Origin of the sequence: Advenella mimigardefordensis DPN7 (assembly GCF_000521505.1) — a bacterium.
In the GTDB taxonomy this organism is placed as follows: Bacteria; Pseudomonadota; Gammaproteobacteria; order Burkholderiales; family Burkholderiaceae_B; genus Advenella; species Advenella mimigardefordensis.
Genome location: NZ_CP003915.1, coordinates 3,877,261 through 3,892,847, shown reverse-complemented (window position 1 = coordinate 3,892,847; position 15,587 = coordinate 3,877,261). Strand labels below are relative to the sequence as shown.

Annotated in this window: 15 protein-coding genes; 6 read left to right on the top strand and 9 right to left on the bottom strand. The window is 51.7% G+C overall.

Annotated features, from left to right (window positions below; translation table 11 throughout):
* Positions 1–132 precede the first annotated feature (132 nt).
* On the top strand, positions 133–555 hold the full coding sequence (locus MIM_RS17885; RefSeq protein ID WP_144084680.1) for a DUF2946 family protein: 423 nt from the start codon (positions 133–135) through the stop codon (positions 553–555).
* A gap of 265 nt (positions 556–820) precedes the next feature.
* Positions 821–2,878, top strand: a complete 2,058-nt coding sequence (locus MIM_RS17880) for a TonB-dependent copper receptor (protein WP_025374131.1) — start codon at positions 821–823, stop codon at positions 2,876–2,878.
* Positions 2,879–2,970: 92 nt separating this feature from the next.
* Here MIM_RS17880 and MIM_RS17875 read toward each other — a convergent pair whose 3' ends face one another.
* Together MIM_RS17875 and MIM_RS17870 are read right to left on the bottom strand one after the other, a co-directional pair.
* Positions 2,971–3,945: a Bug family tripartite tricarboxylate transporter substrate binding protein gene (locus tag MIM_RS17875; RefSeq protein ID WP_025374130.1), complete on the bottom strand. Its 975-nt coding sequence runs from the start codon at positions 3,943–3,945 to the stop codon at positions 2,971–2,973.
* A gap of 95 nt (positions 3,946–4,040) precedes the next feature.
* Positions 4,041–4,943: a LysR family transcriptional regulator gene (locus MIM_RS17870; RefSeq protein WP_025374129.1), complete on the bottom strand. Its 903-nt coding sequence runs from the start codon at positions 4,941–4,943 to the stop codon at positions 4,041–4,043.
* A 133-nt stretch (positions 4,944–5,076) separates the two neighbouring features.
* On the opposite strand from MIM_RS17870, the gene MIM_RS17865 reads away from it, so the two are divergent.
* From MIM_RS17865 to MIM_RS17850, 4 genes are all read left to right on the top strand, one after another.
* Positions 5,077–5,961 (top strand): NAD(P)-dependent oxidoreductase, encoded by an 885-nt coding sequence (locus MIM_RS17865; protein ID WP_025374128.1) that lies wholly within the window; start codon positions 5,077–5,079, stop codon positions 5,959–5,961.
* A 51-nt stretch (positions 5,962–6,012) separates the two neighbouring features.
* Positions 6,013–6,588 carry an amino acid synthesis family protein gene (locus tag MIM_RS17860; RefSeq protein WP_025374127.1) on the top strand — a complete coding sequence of 192 codons (576 nt, stop codon included), beginning with the start codon at positions 6,013–6,015 and terminating at the stop codon, positions 6,586–6,588.
* Between the two features lie 132 nt (positions 6,589–6,720).
* Positions 6,721–7,527: a transporter substrate-binding domain-containing protein gene (locus tag MIM_RS17855; protein WP_025374126.1), complete on the top strand. Its 807-nt coding sequence runs from the start codon at positions 6,721–6,723 to the stop codon at positions 7,525–7,527.
* A 163-nt stretch (positions 7,528–7,690) separates the two neighbouring features.
* Positions 7,691–8,158, top strand: a complete 468-nt coding sequence (locus tag MIM_RS17850; protein ID WP_025374125.1) for a hypothetical protein — start codon at positions 7,691–7,693, stop codon at positions 8,156–8,158.
* Positions 8,159–8,273: 115 nt separating this feature from the next.
* Here MIM_RS17850 and MIM_RS17845 read toward each other — a convergent pair whose 3' ends face one another.
* From MIM_RS17845 to MIM_RS17815, 7 genes are all read right to left on the bottom strand, one after another.
* Complete coding sequence (locus MIM_RS17845) at positions 8,274–9,335, bottom strand: pentapeptide repeat-containing protein (RefSeq protein ID WP_025374124.1); 1,062 nt, start codon at positions 9,333–9,335, stop codon at positions 8,274–8,276.
* The gene (locus tag MIM_RS17840) at positions 9,328–11,976 is read right to left on the bottom strand and encodes a DUF2169 family type VI secretion system accessory protein (RefSeq protein ID WP_084459033.1); all 2,649 of its coding nucleotides are present in this window, start codon (positions 11,974–11,976) and stop codon (positions 9,328–9,330) included. The genes MIM_RS17845 and MIM_RS17840 overlap by 8 nt, the downstream gene beginning before the upstream one ends.
* Complete coding sequence (locus MIM_RS17835; RefSeq protein ID WP_025374122.1) at positions 11,977–12,474, bottom strand: hypothetical protein; 498 nt, start codon at positions 12,472–12,474, stop codon at positions 11,977–11,979.
* Between the two features lie 6 nt (positions 12,475–12,480).
* Positions 12,481–12,984, bottom strand: a complete 504-nt coding sequence (locus MIM_RS17830) for a hypothetical protein (protein ID WP_025374121.1) — start codon at positions 12,982–12,984, stop codon at positions 12,481–12,483.
* A 9-nt stretch (positions 12,985–12,993) separates the two neighbouring features.
* Positions 12,994–13,491 (bottom strand): hypothetical protein, encoded by a 498-nt coding sequence (locus MIM_RS17825; protein WP_025374120.1) that lies wholly within the window; start codon positions 13,489–13,491, stop codon positions 12,994–12,996.
* A gap of 74 nt (positions 13,492–13,565) precedes the next feature.
* Entirely contained in the window at positions 13,566–13,943 is a 378-nt protein-coding gene (locus MIM_RS17820; protein ID WP_407638171.1) for a DUF4150 domain-containing protein, read from the bottom strand.
* A gap of 720 nt (positions 13,944–14,663) precedes the next feature.
* Positions 14,664–15,569 carry an HlyD family efflux transporter periplasmic adaptor subunit gene (locus MIM_RS17815; protein WP_042070519.1) on the bottom strand — a complete coding sequence of 302 codons (906 nt, stop codon included), beginning with the start codon at positions 15,567–15,569 and terminating at the stop codon, positions 14,664–14,666.
* Between the last annotated feature and the right edge of the window lie 18 nt (positions 15,570–15,587).

The window sequence follows — 15,587 nt, the reverse complement described above, 5'->3', positions numbered from 1 at the left end:
GGCCGTTCTATTGTGTAGCGGGCTATTCGCCATTGAAAGCCGTTCATTGGTCATCACTACCAATTATTCAATAAAGCATAAAAACAAAGCGCTGTAAAAATATTTTTTAAAATATTATAAAATTCCAGCGCAATGTTTAGATCATCCATTTTTACGCAGGGAAAAAGTACGATTGGCTGGCAGGTTCTTCTTTGCCTGGCCTTGCTCGCGTTTCTTTGCAGATCGGTGATTCCAGCAGGGTATATGCCCACTCTGGCCGCCGGCAGTGGTACGGGCGTTGAGCTTACGTTGTGTAATGCACAAGGCGGCACGCAAACTATCGTGCTGGATTTGCAGAATAAGAATAAGGAGCCTGCGGATCACGCCGGCCAGGAATGTCCCTTTGGATTGGTCTTGTCGCAAGGCGTCCTGGCGGCACATACAACACTTCTCTTGAACGCCACGGTCTGGCAGCAACGCCCGGTTCTGCTTGCCGACCGCACTCGTCCCCTGCCGCCGCTGCCTGCGCTCGGACCGCCTATCGGGCCACGCGCCCCTCCTATATCCCTCGGTTGAGACACTCGAGCGATCACGTTGCTGATGATCGCCTAGTTGTGATAACGCTCTTCCGAGGTTTTTTACGTTTGCTTGTTTCGTTCGGTTTTGGGCTACCACTGTGTCGGTAGTAGGGCCTTGTTGCGTCTGCTTTTGGGCGACAGCCCCCAAAAATGGCTTACCAAAAAATGCGCGGCTTGTCCCCACGTTATAGCAAGGCGTTGTACCCGGGAAATAGTTATCACGATGTGAATACCCCTATTTTCAATTCAGGAAATAACTTGCTATGAAACACTCTTGCTTTACTGTTTCTGCGACCGTGTGCTCGGCTTGCATGCTGGTGTCCGGATACGCAAAGGCCAACCCTCAACCGCCCGTTCAACAGCTGGGGCCCGTGGTGGTTACGGTGGTAGCGCCATCGACTCCATTGCTGATGTCCACCAATCCCAAGCTGCCGCGCCAGCCGCTGCCCGCCAGTGATGGTACGGATTATTTAAAAACCATACCGGGTTTTGCTTCCATACGAAATGGCGGCACCAACGGTGATCCGGTTCTACGGGGGATGTTTGGTTCCAGGCTGAATGTATTGACTAACGGTTCCTCTATGCCCGGGGCCTGCCCGGGAAGGATGGATGCGCCCAGTTCCTATATTTCACCTGAAAATTTTGATGCCTTAACGGTGATCAAGGGTCCGCAAACGGTGTTATGGGGGCCGGGCGCTTCGGCCGGCACGGTCAAATTCGATCGCGATACGCCGCGCTTTACCCAGTCGGAAGTGCGCTTTGATGGCAGTCTTACCGCAGGCTCCTTCGGCAGAAACGATCAGGCCGCTGATTTGACCGTGGGCAATGAATCCTTCTATGTTCGGGCAACAGCCAACCATTCGCATTCAGATGACTATAAAGACGGCGATCACAACAAGATCCCGTCACGCTGGGACAAATGGAACGCTGACCTGACGCTGGGTTATACGCCGGATCAGGATACGCTGCTTGAATTAACTGCTGGCGTAGGAGACGGCGAGGCCCGATATGCCGGCCGCGGCATGGACGGGTCGCAATTTAAGCGTGAAAGTCTTGGGCTGAGATTTGAAAAGAATAATATTAGTTCTGTCATGAAAAAACTGGAGGCGCAGTTCTATTACAACTATGCTGATCACGTGATGGACAATTACACATTGCGCTCGCCCGATCCTAATAGTTCCATGCGTATGGGGATGGCCAGCAATGTGGATCGTGCCACCTGGGGTGGGCGTATCGCCGCAACGTTCAACGTCGCGCCGGACGTAGAACTGGTGACCGGGATGGACTGGCAGCAAAGCCGCCACCGCGCACGCAGGGGTACAGACAAGCAATCCTATAAGGACAATGACTGGACCAAAGATGCAGAATTTGGCAATCTGGGCCTGTTCGGCGAAGCCACCTGGCATGCGACGCAGCGGGACCGCCTGATCGCCGGCTTGCGCATAGACTGGACATCGGTCAAAGACTTTAGGCAAACCACCGGTTCGATGAAAATGAAAATGGCCAACCCCACAGTAAATGAGCGCCGCACGAAAACCCTGCCTGGTGGCTTTTTAAGATATGAGAAAGACCTGCAATCCATACCTGCCGGTGTATACGTGGGTATCGGTCACGTTGCCCGTTTCCCCGATTACTGGGAACTGTTCTCTCCCAAGAAAGGTCCCGAAGGATCGGTCAATGCCTTCCAGGGCGTCAAGCCTGAGAAAACCACGCAACTGGATATCGGCGCACAATACAAGGGCGAGCATACTCAGGCCTGGGTGTCTGCATATGCAGGCTATGTGCAGGATTTTATTCTGTTCGATTACCAGAAGGGGGGCATGATGGGCTCGACCACGGTGGCACGCAATGTGAATGCCTCTATCATGGGTGCTGAAGGCGGCTTGACATATCAATTCAATCCACACTGGCAAATCGGTTCGACCGTGGCGTATGCGTGGGGCAGAAACCGGACCGACGGAGGACCCTTGCCACAGATTCCGCCGCTGGAAGCCAGACTGACGCTTGCCTATGAAAATGGCCCATGGTCAGCCGGGGCGCTGTGGCGTCTGGTGTCCAGCCAGCATCGCACTGCTGTCAACAAGGGTAATGTGGTGGGCAAGGACTTTGGCTCGAGCGCGGGGTTTGGTGTTCTGTCGCTGAACGCAAGCTATACGTTCAGTAAACTCGCCAAATTTACAGTTGGCATTGATAACGTATTGAATAAACAATACAGCGAGCACTTGAATCTGGCTGGTAATGCGGGTTTTGGTTTCCCGTCGAATACGCGGGTGAGTGAACCGGGCCGTTCTGCCTGGGCGCGGCTTAGTCTTCAATTCTGATTGAGGGGTTGGCGCCGGGCCAGTCCAGACACATCAGGGGGCCGAGAGGGCGTCTCTGGCGTTGGTCTGCCGGCGCCTTCACTCAGGCGATTTTATAACTTTGTAAAGTTTGTTTGCGTCGCGGCCTTTTCGAAGCGATCGATCTCTTCCAGCTGAAATTTACGTAACTGTTCCGGCTGCAAGTCCATGATTTCCCCGGAATTGTTCGATACGAAGGTGGCGGAAGAGGGTTCATTCAACACTGCCTGCATATTGTCGGAAAGATATTGTACGGTTTCTTTGGGCGTATCTGCCTTCAGCCAAAGCGCGGTCCAGCTGTAATGGATGGCATCCGCGTAGCCACTTTCCTTGAGCGTCGGCACGTTGGGTAGCTCCGGATGTCGCTTATCTCCGGTAACGGCCAGCGCCTTTACCTGTTCCCCGTTAATGATTCGGGTGGTGCCAGGCGTGTCGACCACGGCCAGATCCAGTTGTTTGCCAATCACGTCTGTGGTTGTCTGTGAAAGTCCCTTGTAGGGAACGTCCTGCCAGTTGATTCCGGCCTCTTTTGCAAATTCGGCGACACCAAGCTGGTAGCCCGTGGAGTAGGTGCCCATATTCAGGCGAGGCGTTGATTTGCCGCGACTAACCAGATCCTCAACGTTCTGTATGGGTGAGTCCTTAGGAACAATCAATACGGCCATGCTGCGCGTCAGGCCCGAGAGGGGAATAAATTGTTTCACCGGATCATAACGTAGCTGCTTATAAGTGGATACATTCACAGCCATGGGAGAATTGCTGCCCAGTAAAATCGACAGGCCATTTGCCGGCTGTGACATGACAGACAGCGCTGCCACGGTTCCACCACCGCCTGGCTTGTTCTCGATCACAACTGGCTGCTTCAGGCGCTTTGATAGTTTTTCACCAAAATAACGCGCATACACATCCGAGCCGCTGCCGGGGCCAAACGGGACCACAATTGTGATGGGAGAATCAGGGAAGGATGCAGGGCGGGGCGCTTCTGCGCGGGCGATGCCGGTGCAGGCGATAGAAAGCAGTAAGGTAGCAGATAGGGATCTGGCAAACATGTTTTGTCTCCTTGTTGTGGTTATTTTGATGATAAGAAGAAACGGGCCGTTTGCCTTATTCCAAAGTGTCGATACATATAACCAAAAGGAATTGTTTAAGCGGACGCATAGGTCTGCTTAAGGTATTTTTTTAGAATGGTTTTGAAGTTTGTTGTCTCGGTTGACGGATTATCAAATTTTGACTCGATCAGACTGACCTTGATCGAAATGTCTTCAGCCAGTGGCCTGACGACGAGATTGCGCCAAAGCTGATTTCCAACGGAAAACTGGTCAACAATGGCTATCCCCACATTTTTCGACACCAGTGAGCAGGCAAGCTCGGCGCGCGGGACTTCAATGATAGGCGAGAACGCGACACCATGCTTTTCTGCGGACATATTGAGTAGCTGGCCAAATGGAATCTGACGTGAGTAAAGGATCAGTTTCTGGTCCTGGAGATCATGCAGGGAAATTTCCGGCCTGGTTGCGAAAGGATGAGCCTGAGGGACGGCACATACCATCTTTCCACGGATTAAGGTCTCAACAGCCAGGTTCGGGTGCTCTACGGGCAGCACCGAAATCGCGATATCGGATTTACGGCTGAGCAGTTCCAGCGGGATATCCTGTATCAGCGTGGTGTGAAAGTGAATTTTGGTATCCGGGTACTTCTCTGAAAACAACTGTAATGCCGATGGAATAACGTCAAGCCCCAGGCTTGGGCTGCAGCAGATATGCACCTTTCCTGATGGATTGGCTGACAAATTCTCTGCAAAGGCATCCACTTTAAGCGCGGCTTCATAGACCTGATTGACTTCATTGAACAGGTTATGCGCTTCCGGCGTGGGAATCAGCTTGCCTTTGCTCCGGTGAAAGAGTTTCAATCGCAAATTTGTTTCGGTATGCGATAACAGTTTGCTTACCGCCGGCTGGGAGATGAACAGCATGCGTGCCGCGCCGCTGATCGTACCGGTAATCATGACTGCCCTGAATATTTCCATTTGGCGCAGCTTGAATTTCATATTAATGGCTCCTCTACTGATTAACTCCCGGTTATGGCCTGCTGCATTATTGGTATACAGCGAAACCCCGGTTTTCCTTTAGACTTTTTCCCTGAATTAGAGAAATGACAACTGTATAACACAGGGTGGAAGAATGAAGATTGGATTCGTAGGACTTGGAAAAATGGGGCTGCCCATGATGCAGAACCTGTCAGAGAAATTCGAGGTACAGGCGTTTGACGGTAACCCACAAGCCCGGGCAGCGATACGGGAGGCACAAAACGGGTCTACTTACGCCTTACTGGATTCACTGGATGAGCTGGTCGATATCGATATCCTGATATTGATGCTGCCGAATGGTCGCATCGTACAGGACTGCGTTCTGCCGCTGTGCGAGCGGGAAGGGGCATTGAGCAAAGATGCCGTTGTGATTGATATGTCTTCCAGCTCGCCGCTGGATACGCTTGAACTGCACAAAAAATTAGCACAAACAGGCATCGCATTGCTGGATGCGCCTGTGTCCGGTAGCGTTCAGAAAGCAAAAAACGGGACGCTGGCGATCATGGTTGGCGGGGAAACCTCGGTGCTGGAACGGGTGCGGCCCGCTCTGGAGGCAATGGGGACGGCGATTATCCCTACAGGGAAAGCAGGCTCTGCCCACAGTATGAAGACCCTGAACAATTACGTCTACGCCGCCGGATTGATGGCTGTGTCCGAGGCGCTGATTGTGGCCGAAAAACTGGATCTGGATCTGGAAAAGTTTACAGATGTGCTTAACGCCTCCAGTGGGCGCAATGTCGCCACTGAAACCAAGGTCCGGCAACATATGCTGAAAGGCGGAGACTTCAGCGGTGGGTTCGGCCTGCACCTGATGGCCAAGGATTTGGGGATTTCTCACGATCTTGCTCAGCAACTGAGCCTGAGTCCGGGTCTGCTGGGCCTGTGTTTCCAGACCTGGCAAAGCGCCATAAAGACAGCGCCGGCGCAGGCGGACAATCTGGAAATTCACCACCATCTTTCCCATACCCTGAATGCCTGATTGTTGATCAGGGCAGGTATTTAGCACGATAAATTAACACCAGGAGCGAATATGACAATAGAAATTAGGAAGACCGTACTTACGGTAGAAGACATCTTTCATGACGGTGGCCCGGTGCTTGAGCAACCTCTGCAGTGCGCAGTGGCCTTTGCCGTAGTCAAAAATCCATTTGCCGGACGGTATGAAGAAAATCTGATTGATTTCATGAAAGAGCTGCGTACCGTGGGCTTTGATCTGGCAACACGCCTGACTGGCGTATTAGGTAAGGAAAACGTCCAGTCTTATGGCAAGGCGGCCATCGTTGGCCTGAACGGTGAAGCTGAGCATGGCGCTGTGTGGCACGAAGCCGGAGGCTGGGCCATGCGCGAAGTATTGGGTAATCCCAAGGCCATGGTGCCTGCGTCCCAGGTCACCGCAACAGCCGGATTCAGGTTGATTATGCCACTGCATTACATTCATGCATCGTATGTGCGTAGCCATTTCAATTTGGTGGAGGTGGGCGCAGTGGATTCGCCCAAGCCTGATGAAATCCTGTTTGCGCTGGGCATGGCTACCGGCCCGAGGCCACATTCCCGGTTGGGCGGGCTGCTGATTGAAGAAGTGGTTGGTGAGGATGGGCAGCGCTAACTGAATGATTTTACGGATTCTCCAGATACATCATATATACTAAGCACCAAACCGGGCGATGACGCGCTATACAGTTTATGGCCGTTGTCGTTGGGTTTTTAATCAATAATGACTATATATCTGGAGACATGCATGACGTATCGAATTAAGCCTGTGTTGCTGGCTTTCTCTATCATGGGCGCTATTTGCGGTGGATTGCCGTTAGCGAGCGCAAATACACTAGAGCAGGTGATGGAGCAAAAATTACTGCGCGTGGCCATTGACCTGAATGCGCCGCCTTACGGCATGACAGACGACAAGATGACCGCCATCGGTTCAGACGTAGAAACGGCCAATTTGATCGCAGACAGTCTGGGCGTCAAGCTGCAGATCGTGCCCACAACTCAGGCCAATCGCATTCCCTTTCTGTTAACCAATAAGGCGGATGTCGTTATTTCCAGCTTGTCGATTACGGAAGAGCGGGCCAGGGTGGTTGATTTCACTATTCCCTATGCAGACAACAAAGCGGTGATTGCCGTATCCAAGGATTCACCCGTTAAAGAGCTGAAAGATCTGGTGGGTAAAACGGTTGTGACTGCCAGAGGGACAACCAATGACCAGCAGGTAACCAAGCAGGCGCCGCCCGGCACCAATATTGTCCGTTTTGAAAACGATGCAACGGCCATCACGGCCATTACCAGCGGACAAAGCAGTATTTTTGCCACCGCACCCTCGATCATCGGCGCGTTGAATCAAAAATATCCGGCCAAGGCAATGGATATTCGCATTGTGATGTCCAGCGCCAAATTGGCCATTGGGGTCGCAAAGAACAACCCGGAAATCAAAGAGAAAATGAATGAACTGATACGGGCGAATCTGAAGAATGGCAAGTTAAATGAGATTTATAAAAAGTATCACCAGACTGACTTGCCTGCGGATGTTGTCGCGCTGGGGGGGTGAACGTTTGGCGTCAGATTAGTCCAAACACGCCGGAGGCGCTCAAAAGGGCGCCTATACGATTTGGATTGATGATGGCGGACAGATTGCGTGGCAAATGATCAGAACCGCCCCGGGTGACATGACAAGCTCATCATGCGACAATCAGCGCAGGAGGAAATTCCGTATGAGAACAGAGTCATTGAAGCGATGGCTGTTCTATCTGAGCTATGGCGTATTCGTTGTACTTGGCGTCATCAATGCGCTGTTTTTCAGGTCTGTCTATTTCTTCACATACAGCTGCCTTGTGTTGCTACCCTCGGTGTTTTATATCTACGATGAATACCGAGCCAGCAGAAAGGCGGACGCGCTGCGCGCGCGAATCGACGCCCAGGGTATTGACGCGCAGGTAGAGGTGCTGTCAATGGAGCAGACGGCATCTTGGTCTGATGCCGGCATACCTTATTACAAGGCGATATTAGCTCCGGGCCCGTCGGGTATAAGCCTATCCATACCGGAATTCGGCTGGCCGAGCGATATGATTTACGCCGCAGAGCAACTCAAGTCGGTTCCGGTACGCTACTTACCGGATACGGGCGATGCCATTATTGATTTCGATAAAATCAGCCAGGCGCATATACAGGATATAAACTAATTTTCACTTCAAAAGTGATCTGTGCCACATCGTTGCAGGCGGGCATATTAGCCGACATTAAAGCCGACCTTACAGCCGACATGACTGCTTACATCAGATCCGCAGCGATCCAGTATCATTCTGCGCGTTTTTTTCTGACACTATGCATTTCCGCCTTGTACAGGGCCTGATCAGGTGGCGATACGCCGGCTTTGTTCTTCAATGTGGGGTGTTGCGAGAGTGCGGCATGCATGGAACTGTAGTGAAATTGTGCCTGGTCAAAGCGCGCGCCGCGCAGATCGGCGTAATCGAAATTGGCATACTCCAGTTTGCAACCCGTGAAGTCGGCGTCCTGACAGTTGGCACGACCAAAACCGGCGTTCGATAGCGTTGAACGGGTAAACACGGCGCCCACCAGTTTGCTGTCCTGCCACATGGTATTGTCCAGCCGAGCCTGTTGCAGACTCGCGTTGGACGCATCGGCTTCAGTGAAGAGCGCATATTCAGCATCCACTTCATTCAGCGTGGCGGCACCCAGATTGGATTTTGCAAAGATGGAGCGGGTTAGTATGGCCTGGTGGAAGTTGCAATGCGACAGGTTGGCTTCCGAGAATTGGCAGGCCATAAAAGTGGTGCCCTGGAAATGCTGGCCGCTCAGATCGCAGGCAATGAAGCTGGCCTGATTGAAGGTTTTATTGCTGAAAATGGTTTGCCGCAGATCTATTTCATAAAAGATATGTTTGTTGATGTCGGTTTGGCCGAAATCGGCTTGCGCCAGCTGCGATGCATGAAAAACACACTGAGACGCAACGCTGGCATCCAGTTTGGCACCGGTAAAGTTTGTTTCCTGCAGGACGGCCGAGTGCATAATCGCGTCCTGAAAGCGACTGCCTGTGGCATCCGTGCGACTGATGATCACGTCTTTCATATCGCTTTTCATGAACGATGCGGCACGCAATGTGCATTCGTTGAATACCGCTTTTTCCATCCGGCAATGGTCGAAGATGGTCTCATCAAGCTGGCATTCATTGAATACACATTCTCTCAGGTCCGCCCGGCTCAGGTCGGCTTTGGAGAGGTTGACGTTGTCGAACGCCATGCCAGACAGATCCAGTCCGGTAAGCGTGAGGCCCGAGAAGTCGTTATTGGCGCAGGGTTCGCCGCGCGCCAGGTGTCTAAACAGTATTTCTTTACTCATGGCCGAATAATGATTTCGCGTTCAGCCTGTCACGATACATTGGGTAGATTTCCAGCTGGTCCATATATGCGTTGCTTAAAGAGGTTTTTGCGCTCGTTTCCACTTTCGATACATTGGTGCGAAAAAGCGTTGCGGCTTCGAAATCGCAGTCGGTCAGATTCGCACGCTCCATGGAGGCCTGAATCAGGTTGGCTTCGCGAAATGAACTACCAGTGAGATCGGCTTTGAAAAACAAGGTGTCGCGGGCGCTGACGCCATCGAAATTGCAATGTCTTGCTTTGGTATTTGAAAAATCCGAGTCATTCATATTCGTGCCGGAGAAAATCGTGCCGTCCATCGTGAGGGCGATGAATGTGCACTCCTTAAGCAGCGAGTTCGTAAATTGGTTAGCCTGCAGCAGGCAGTCGTCCTCAAGCAACAGGTTGATTAATGCTGAACCCCGGAATTCGCAGCGCTGCAGCTTGCTTTCGCTGAACGCTACATTGGTCATTTCACTGCCCTGGTCCTGGCACTCGTCCCATGTTGTTTCTACAAAGGCCACTTTCCAATAATTGCATTCTTCAGTGTGGCACTGTTTGAACTCGCACTCCTGCAGAATGCATGTGTTCATCTGTGTGGCGCGCAGCACCACCTGGTTCAGCGTCCAGTGGTCGCTGATGAGTTGTTCGAAGGTACAGTTTTCAAATGTGGTTTTCTCCGCATTTAGCTGTTCCAGATTGGTTTCACGGAATGTGCAGGATTTGAAATGGGAATTGCGCAATTGAATCAGCGCCATGTTTGCCTCTACGAACAGCGCGTTTTCAAGTGTCGCGCCGTCAAACACGGCGCGTGTTAGCACGGCTTCCGAGAAATCAGCATCGCGTAGGCTGGTGTTCGAGAAGGTGGCTGCCTCCAGGAATGCGTTGGAAAAATCCGCGCCATCCAGTGTCATGTCGCTAAAGTCTGCACCGGTCAGATCCATGCCTGACAGGTCCTTGTTCTTTGCATAGCGCTGGAGCACATTCTGTTTCAGCACTTCGTTTTTGTCGGTGGACAGTTTGGAGGCGGCAAGCTGGTAATGCGCAGTATATAGATAGGATTTGCGTGTCTTTTCCTTCAGCTGTTCAATATCCCTGGGCGTCATTTGGGCGTCCGGATACGCACTGAACTGGTTTTTCCCATCTCGGGCGCTTTGCTCTATCATTTCGATGTGGGTCATGTCGGGTGGACCCGACACCGGAATCTTCGGTATCGTATCCAGGCTGGCGTCGTCTGAATCAATGGCATCGAGCACGGCCATTATCTTTTCCCCATAGTCGTCTGCCGCGTCAGCCTGGCTGCCCAATCTGCCTTTCATGTCGGAGATGATGCTTTGCACCTGCTGGTTCATTCGGGCGTTATCGATCTCCATGGGATTCTCATGTGGGCCCACGAATTCCGGCAGAATCTCGTCAGGGTCCACACCCACGCCTTTGAGTTTTTCCTGCGCTTCTCTTTTCTGGGTTGCGCCGAACAGTTCCAGCCGCTTGATCAACTGGTTGGGTTCAACGGTGAAGTTTTCATCTTCCATTGGCGCCAGCATGGCGGCGGGTAACAGTTCTTCGTCTTTAAGAATATGATCCATGACCGTTTTGGGGTCCGATCGCAACTGCAATATCTGATGATAATAGTCCGCCTTTTTCATTTCGCCGGCGGCTTCGATTGCACCCAGGATGGTCAGCACATCTTCGGCTTCATCGTCCCTTATTTCGATGCTGCCATGAAAAAATATCATGATGGAATCCTGTTCGGGCAGCAGCCACAGTGTTGTGGCGCGCATATTCTCCACTTCCCGAAAAGCAGTCTGTGTGGGGGTGTCCTGCATGAGTACAAAACATCGCGCATGCAGTGCCGGTATAGCGCCTTCCCAGCAGGGCAGGGACGGATGCATGTTCCAGATCTGAAAGGATTCACCCAAAGGAATTTCGCTACGGTCGGCCCATTGCTGGTCATCCGATGCCATATTGAAAATGCCTGGATTCATGTCCGGCAGAAAGCCGGGGAAATCGTATTTGAGCCATTCCTCGGAGTGCGTGCCCACCTGCGCCTGCTTCAGCGGATGGTCAAGCGTCATGGGGCCGTAGCCGATAGGCGTGGGCCGGCTGTCCCGATGTTCGACCGCATCCGTAGGTGACTCGATGTTAGGCAGCGGCACGGCTGAGGTATCGCCGACCGGGATCGTATCCAGTCCCTTGCCCTGCGGATTGTCGGCGTATTGGCTACCGCCAAAGGCATTGCCCCAGGTGAGTTCCATACGTTCAAACGGCACTGGCTCCGTGGGTTTGCCTCCAATCCAGTAGCGATCGCCCGTTACCCTTAACGTTTTCTCCTTATCAGCGACCTGCGCCCTGACCACGCAGGCCGTTTTGCTTTCCTGATGCGCGGTATAGCCGAATCCGGAAATCAGGAATTCGGGTTTCGCCTTGGGAATAACGTGATCCAGAAAACCGTTAGAGTCCAGGGTAGGCAGAATATCGGCCCACAATTTCTGATCGGATTCAAAGACGTAGCTGTCGCCTCGCTTTTTCAGCAGCGCAAACAACCCTACGCCCAATTGTGACATTCCCCGCCAGCGATAGGGACGACTCATCACGCTAAGCGTGTTCGGTTTAATTGTTTTCATTCAGGAAACCAGATTTCGATCGACATCAAAGACTTTAATGACGACCGCTTTCTTTTTATTTTTTTTAGCCTCAATCTGCTTGGCGACCATTTGTTCCTGCAGGATACCGGTACGATTGAAATTGATGACTGCGGCACCTTTGCGCCGGGGGGAGGGCAGGATAAAGTACGGCAGCCCGGTATTGGTGATTATGCCCGACAAATTCACGTACAGGCCGGACATGTTGTAGCTGAAGGCGGAGATGGACAGATTGACCGGAACGATCAACCCTTTGAAGGCCAGTAGGTACAAGTCCAGCCCAACAATCCGGATCATCCAGCTGTATTCTTCCGTGATAGTCGGCGCCTTGCAGCTAATGTTTCCCAGCGCAATCCACCATAGTGGTCCGTGGTGGGTATGTGTCGAGGCCTGTGTGACCGTTTTGGTCAGCGTGCTCTCATAATGATAATTCGCTGGCTCTTTGTAGAAGTCTGTTGCGAGTCCGAGAAATTTGGCCATTTTGCTTCAAAACCCCCTGAACGTCAGACCGTGGAAGTTAACGCTTTTACGTTGAACTTTTTTCACATAGTCTTCCTGACCTTTCCTGACGCGATACACTTTGAATGTTCTCCAATTTTTTCCTTTTTCCGAATTACTATGGACCAGTTTGACGCTGGACGGATTAAAAAACAGGACGGAAAACAGGTTGTAGCTGAGCGCAGTTTCGGTTTTGTAGGTGAGGGATGCAGCAATATTAATGCCCCAATTTAACTGGTAATTGCCGCCAGCAGCCCCAATTTGACCGAACAGCAGCGATACCCGGCCATCGTGGACGGTTAATTTGCGATTCTCGCTGTAATGCAGAATCGGGCATATTCTTCCAACCGTTTGGCCTGCCGCGTTGATGGTTAACCCGTTCGTATAAGTATAATTCGTGGCACCGCTTACATTATTGTATTCGGTGTTGTTGTAGGTTGATGTAACGGGGCCATCATAGAAGTTGGTAAATGTTTTTAAGTACTTTGCCATTCTGCCACCTTAACTTGTATTGGCGCGACCAGACATTTCGATCGCCTGCTTTGTTCTCAGATATCGCACTGCAGCAAATTCAACTTCATCCTTCGTATTACGCTTTAATCTGCCACCTGACGTCTGAGTGACTTTACTCCACAACACCTTAAAGACCGCGACGTTCGACCAGAGCAAATACCCGTGGCTGGTTACCACCCTGCCCAGCGCGTGCGTATTTGATGTACTCAGCCCGAAAGCGCCGAAAAGGTTTAAATTCAACCCCATCAACGTCGCATTAAAGGTCGCATCGTCTGTCTGCTTATGAAAGTGCAGGTCGTATCCCAGGGCCGAGACCTCCAGCAGTAACGAGCCATTCACGTTGATATATGCGCTTGATGTCAGATCAAAACTGGACTTGAATATATTGGTGGACGAATTTTTGACCGACTTTGTTTCGTTTTTTGTGAGGGTATAGGTGGCTGTCCCCACGAATCTGTCGGTATACACACCAAGGTACCGCGCCATCGTATGTTTCTCCTCGTTATTCTACAAACCGCATGTGCGCGGCGATATGGCAACCGGAATTTGCTGTTGTTCGCTCAGGCAGCCAGGCACAGATTCTTAAATTGCACGCTGGGGATAATGTCAAAGACAATGACATTTCGTCTGTTGCTTTTCTCCACGCCTGTCAGCCGTACTGCAGGCTTGTTGTTGATTTTGTAGGTTCGGGAATACGCGGCCAGATGTGAGGTCTGGCTCATAAAAACCTGAGACGCCACACCGCCCGCCACACCAGGCTGATCGCCGAAAGAAATCGCTTTTTTGGTGTTCTTGTTATGTACCGGGGCACAGCAATACAACACACGAAAACACGGATTCGGCGCCAGCGCGTGCGTGCCAATATTAGGATAGGGAATAGGCAACATTGCCGGAGGCGTTTTGCACATATCTGGCCAGCCAATCCATCCCCCAGCCAATTGAGTTGTATTAAACAATGTCAAGCCCCCCTTATTTTGTGTGTTCTTCTAAATGAAGAATGTAATTGTGGTTGTTGACTGCTTCTGCCCGCACTCTGCGCGGCCTCGTTTTTATTGGTCTGGAAAGCCTTAAGGTTCAGCCAGGTTGGGTATCATCGACTGGCTTGAGGTTAACAAGGGGCATTTTGGCGAACAATTCGGATTGATCCCGATATTGCAAGCAAATATTGCAATCGACCGGGTCTGTATGAGCATTATCCGGAACTACTGAAGCAATTAGATGCAAATATTCTCGTGGGATGTCATATTCTGAGAAAAATCATGCGCTGTTCTCACAGGGAAAAAGCCCGATTTTTTGTGATTCCGAAGAAACGCCGAACTTTACAGCGCAGCAATACTATAAATCGCCAGATAATCTACCCATGCCTTTGCGGTGCCTGCATCATAGTGCGCTAGGCGGAAAATCAGTCTGTATCGGCGTTAGACGACTGGTTTATGGCATTTGAAAAGTTGGGTAAATAATTTTGAAAGATGACTGAGTGTGGCGGCCTCTATGCCTCTGATTTTCCTGATGGTTTCTTTGGAAAAAGCATTTTAGATCCGGCAATAGAGCATTGATGCATATCAATCGTTGCCTTTTTGCTTGTTTAGTTGAATGATGGGCTCGACCACGATAGCACACAACGTGAATGCCTCGATCATGGGCGCTGCCACTGCCTTTCATTGTACGGCAACGTCCTGCTTCGGTTTCCCTTTGGTCGCTTCCATGCTCGCGGGGGCGATTTCGACGGTCGCGGTCATGCCTGCTGCAAGTGCGATACCCGGGGCGGCGTGATCAATATGGATACGCACCGGGATGCGCTGAGCCAGGCGTACCCAGGAAAAGGTTGGTGCGACGTTTGGCAGGCCGAGATGACCGGGGGTGTCATTACTGTTCTCAATCCCGCGCCCGATGCTTTCGACATGACCGGAAACTGGCTGTTCATAGCCCATCAGCATGATTTTCGCGGGGCTGCCAATGTTGATTTGTCGGATCTTTGTTTCCTCGAAATAGCCTGTTACCCAGAAACTGGCTGCGTCAAGGATGGCTATGCTGGTGACACCGGCGGTCGCGTAATCTCCAGGGCGGAGCCTGAGATTGGTGACATAGCCGTCGACGGGTGAGCGGATGACAGAGCGGGCAAGGTTGAGTTTGGCAAGATTGAGTGTGGCAACCGAAGCCTGATAAGCCGCGCTGGCGACGGCCGCTGCACCGCTGGTTTGCTGGACGGACTCTTTGGATACCGCATCGCGTACCTGGCTGTAGCGTCGTGCCGTCGCCTGGCGAACAATCATGTCCTGACGTTTTGCTTCGACATCGGCCTCTGCCAATATCACAGCTATCCGAAGTCGCTCGGCGTCGATTTTGTAAAGAATGTCGCCTCGGCGCACATACTGATTATCAACAACGCGTACTGCGCTGACCGTACCCGAGACTTCCGGTGCGATCTGTACGACATCCACGCCAACCCGTCCGTCGCGGGTCCAGGGTGTTTGCTCGTAATGGCTCCAGGTCTTGGTCGCGATAAACACGGCGATGGCAACGAAGATGAGGGTCAGAGTGTAACGGCTGAGTAGGGATAGCATAGGCTTCAAGGTAAAGGT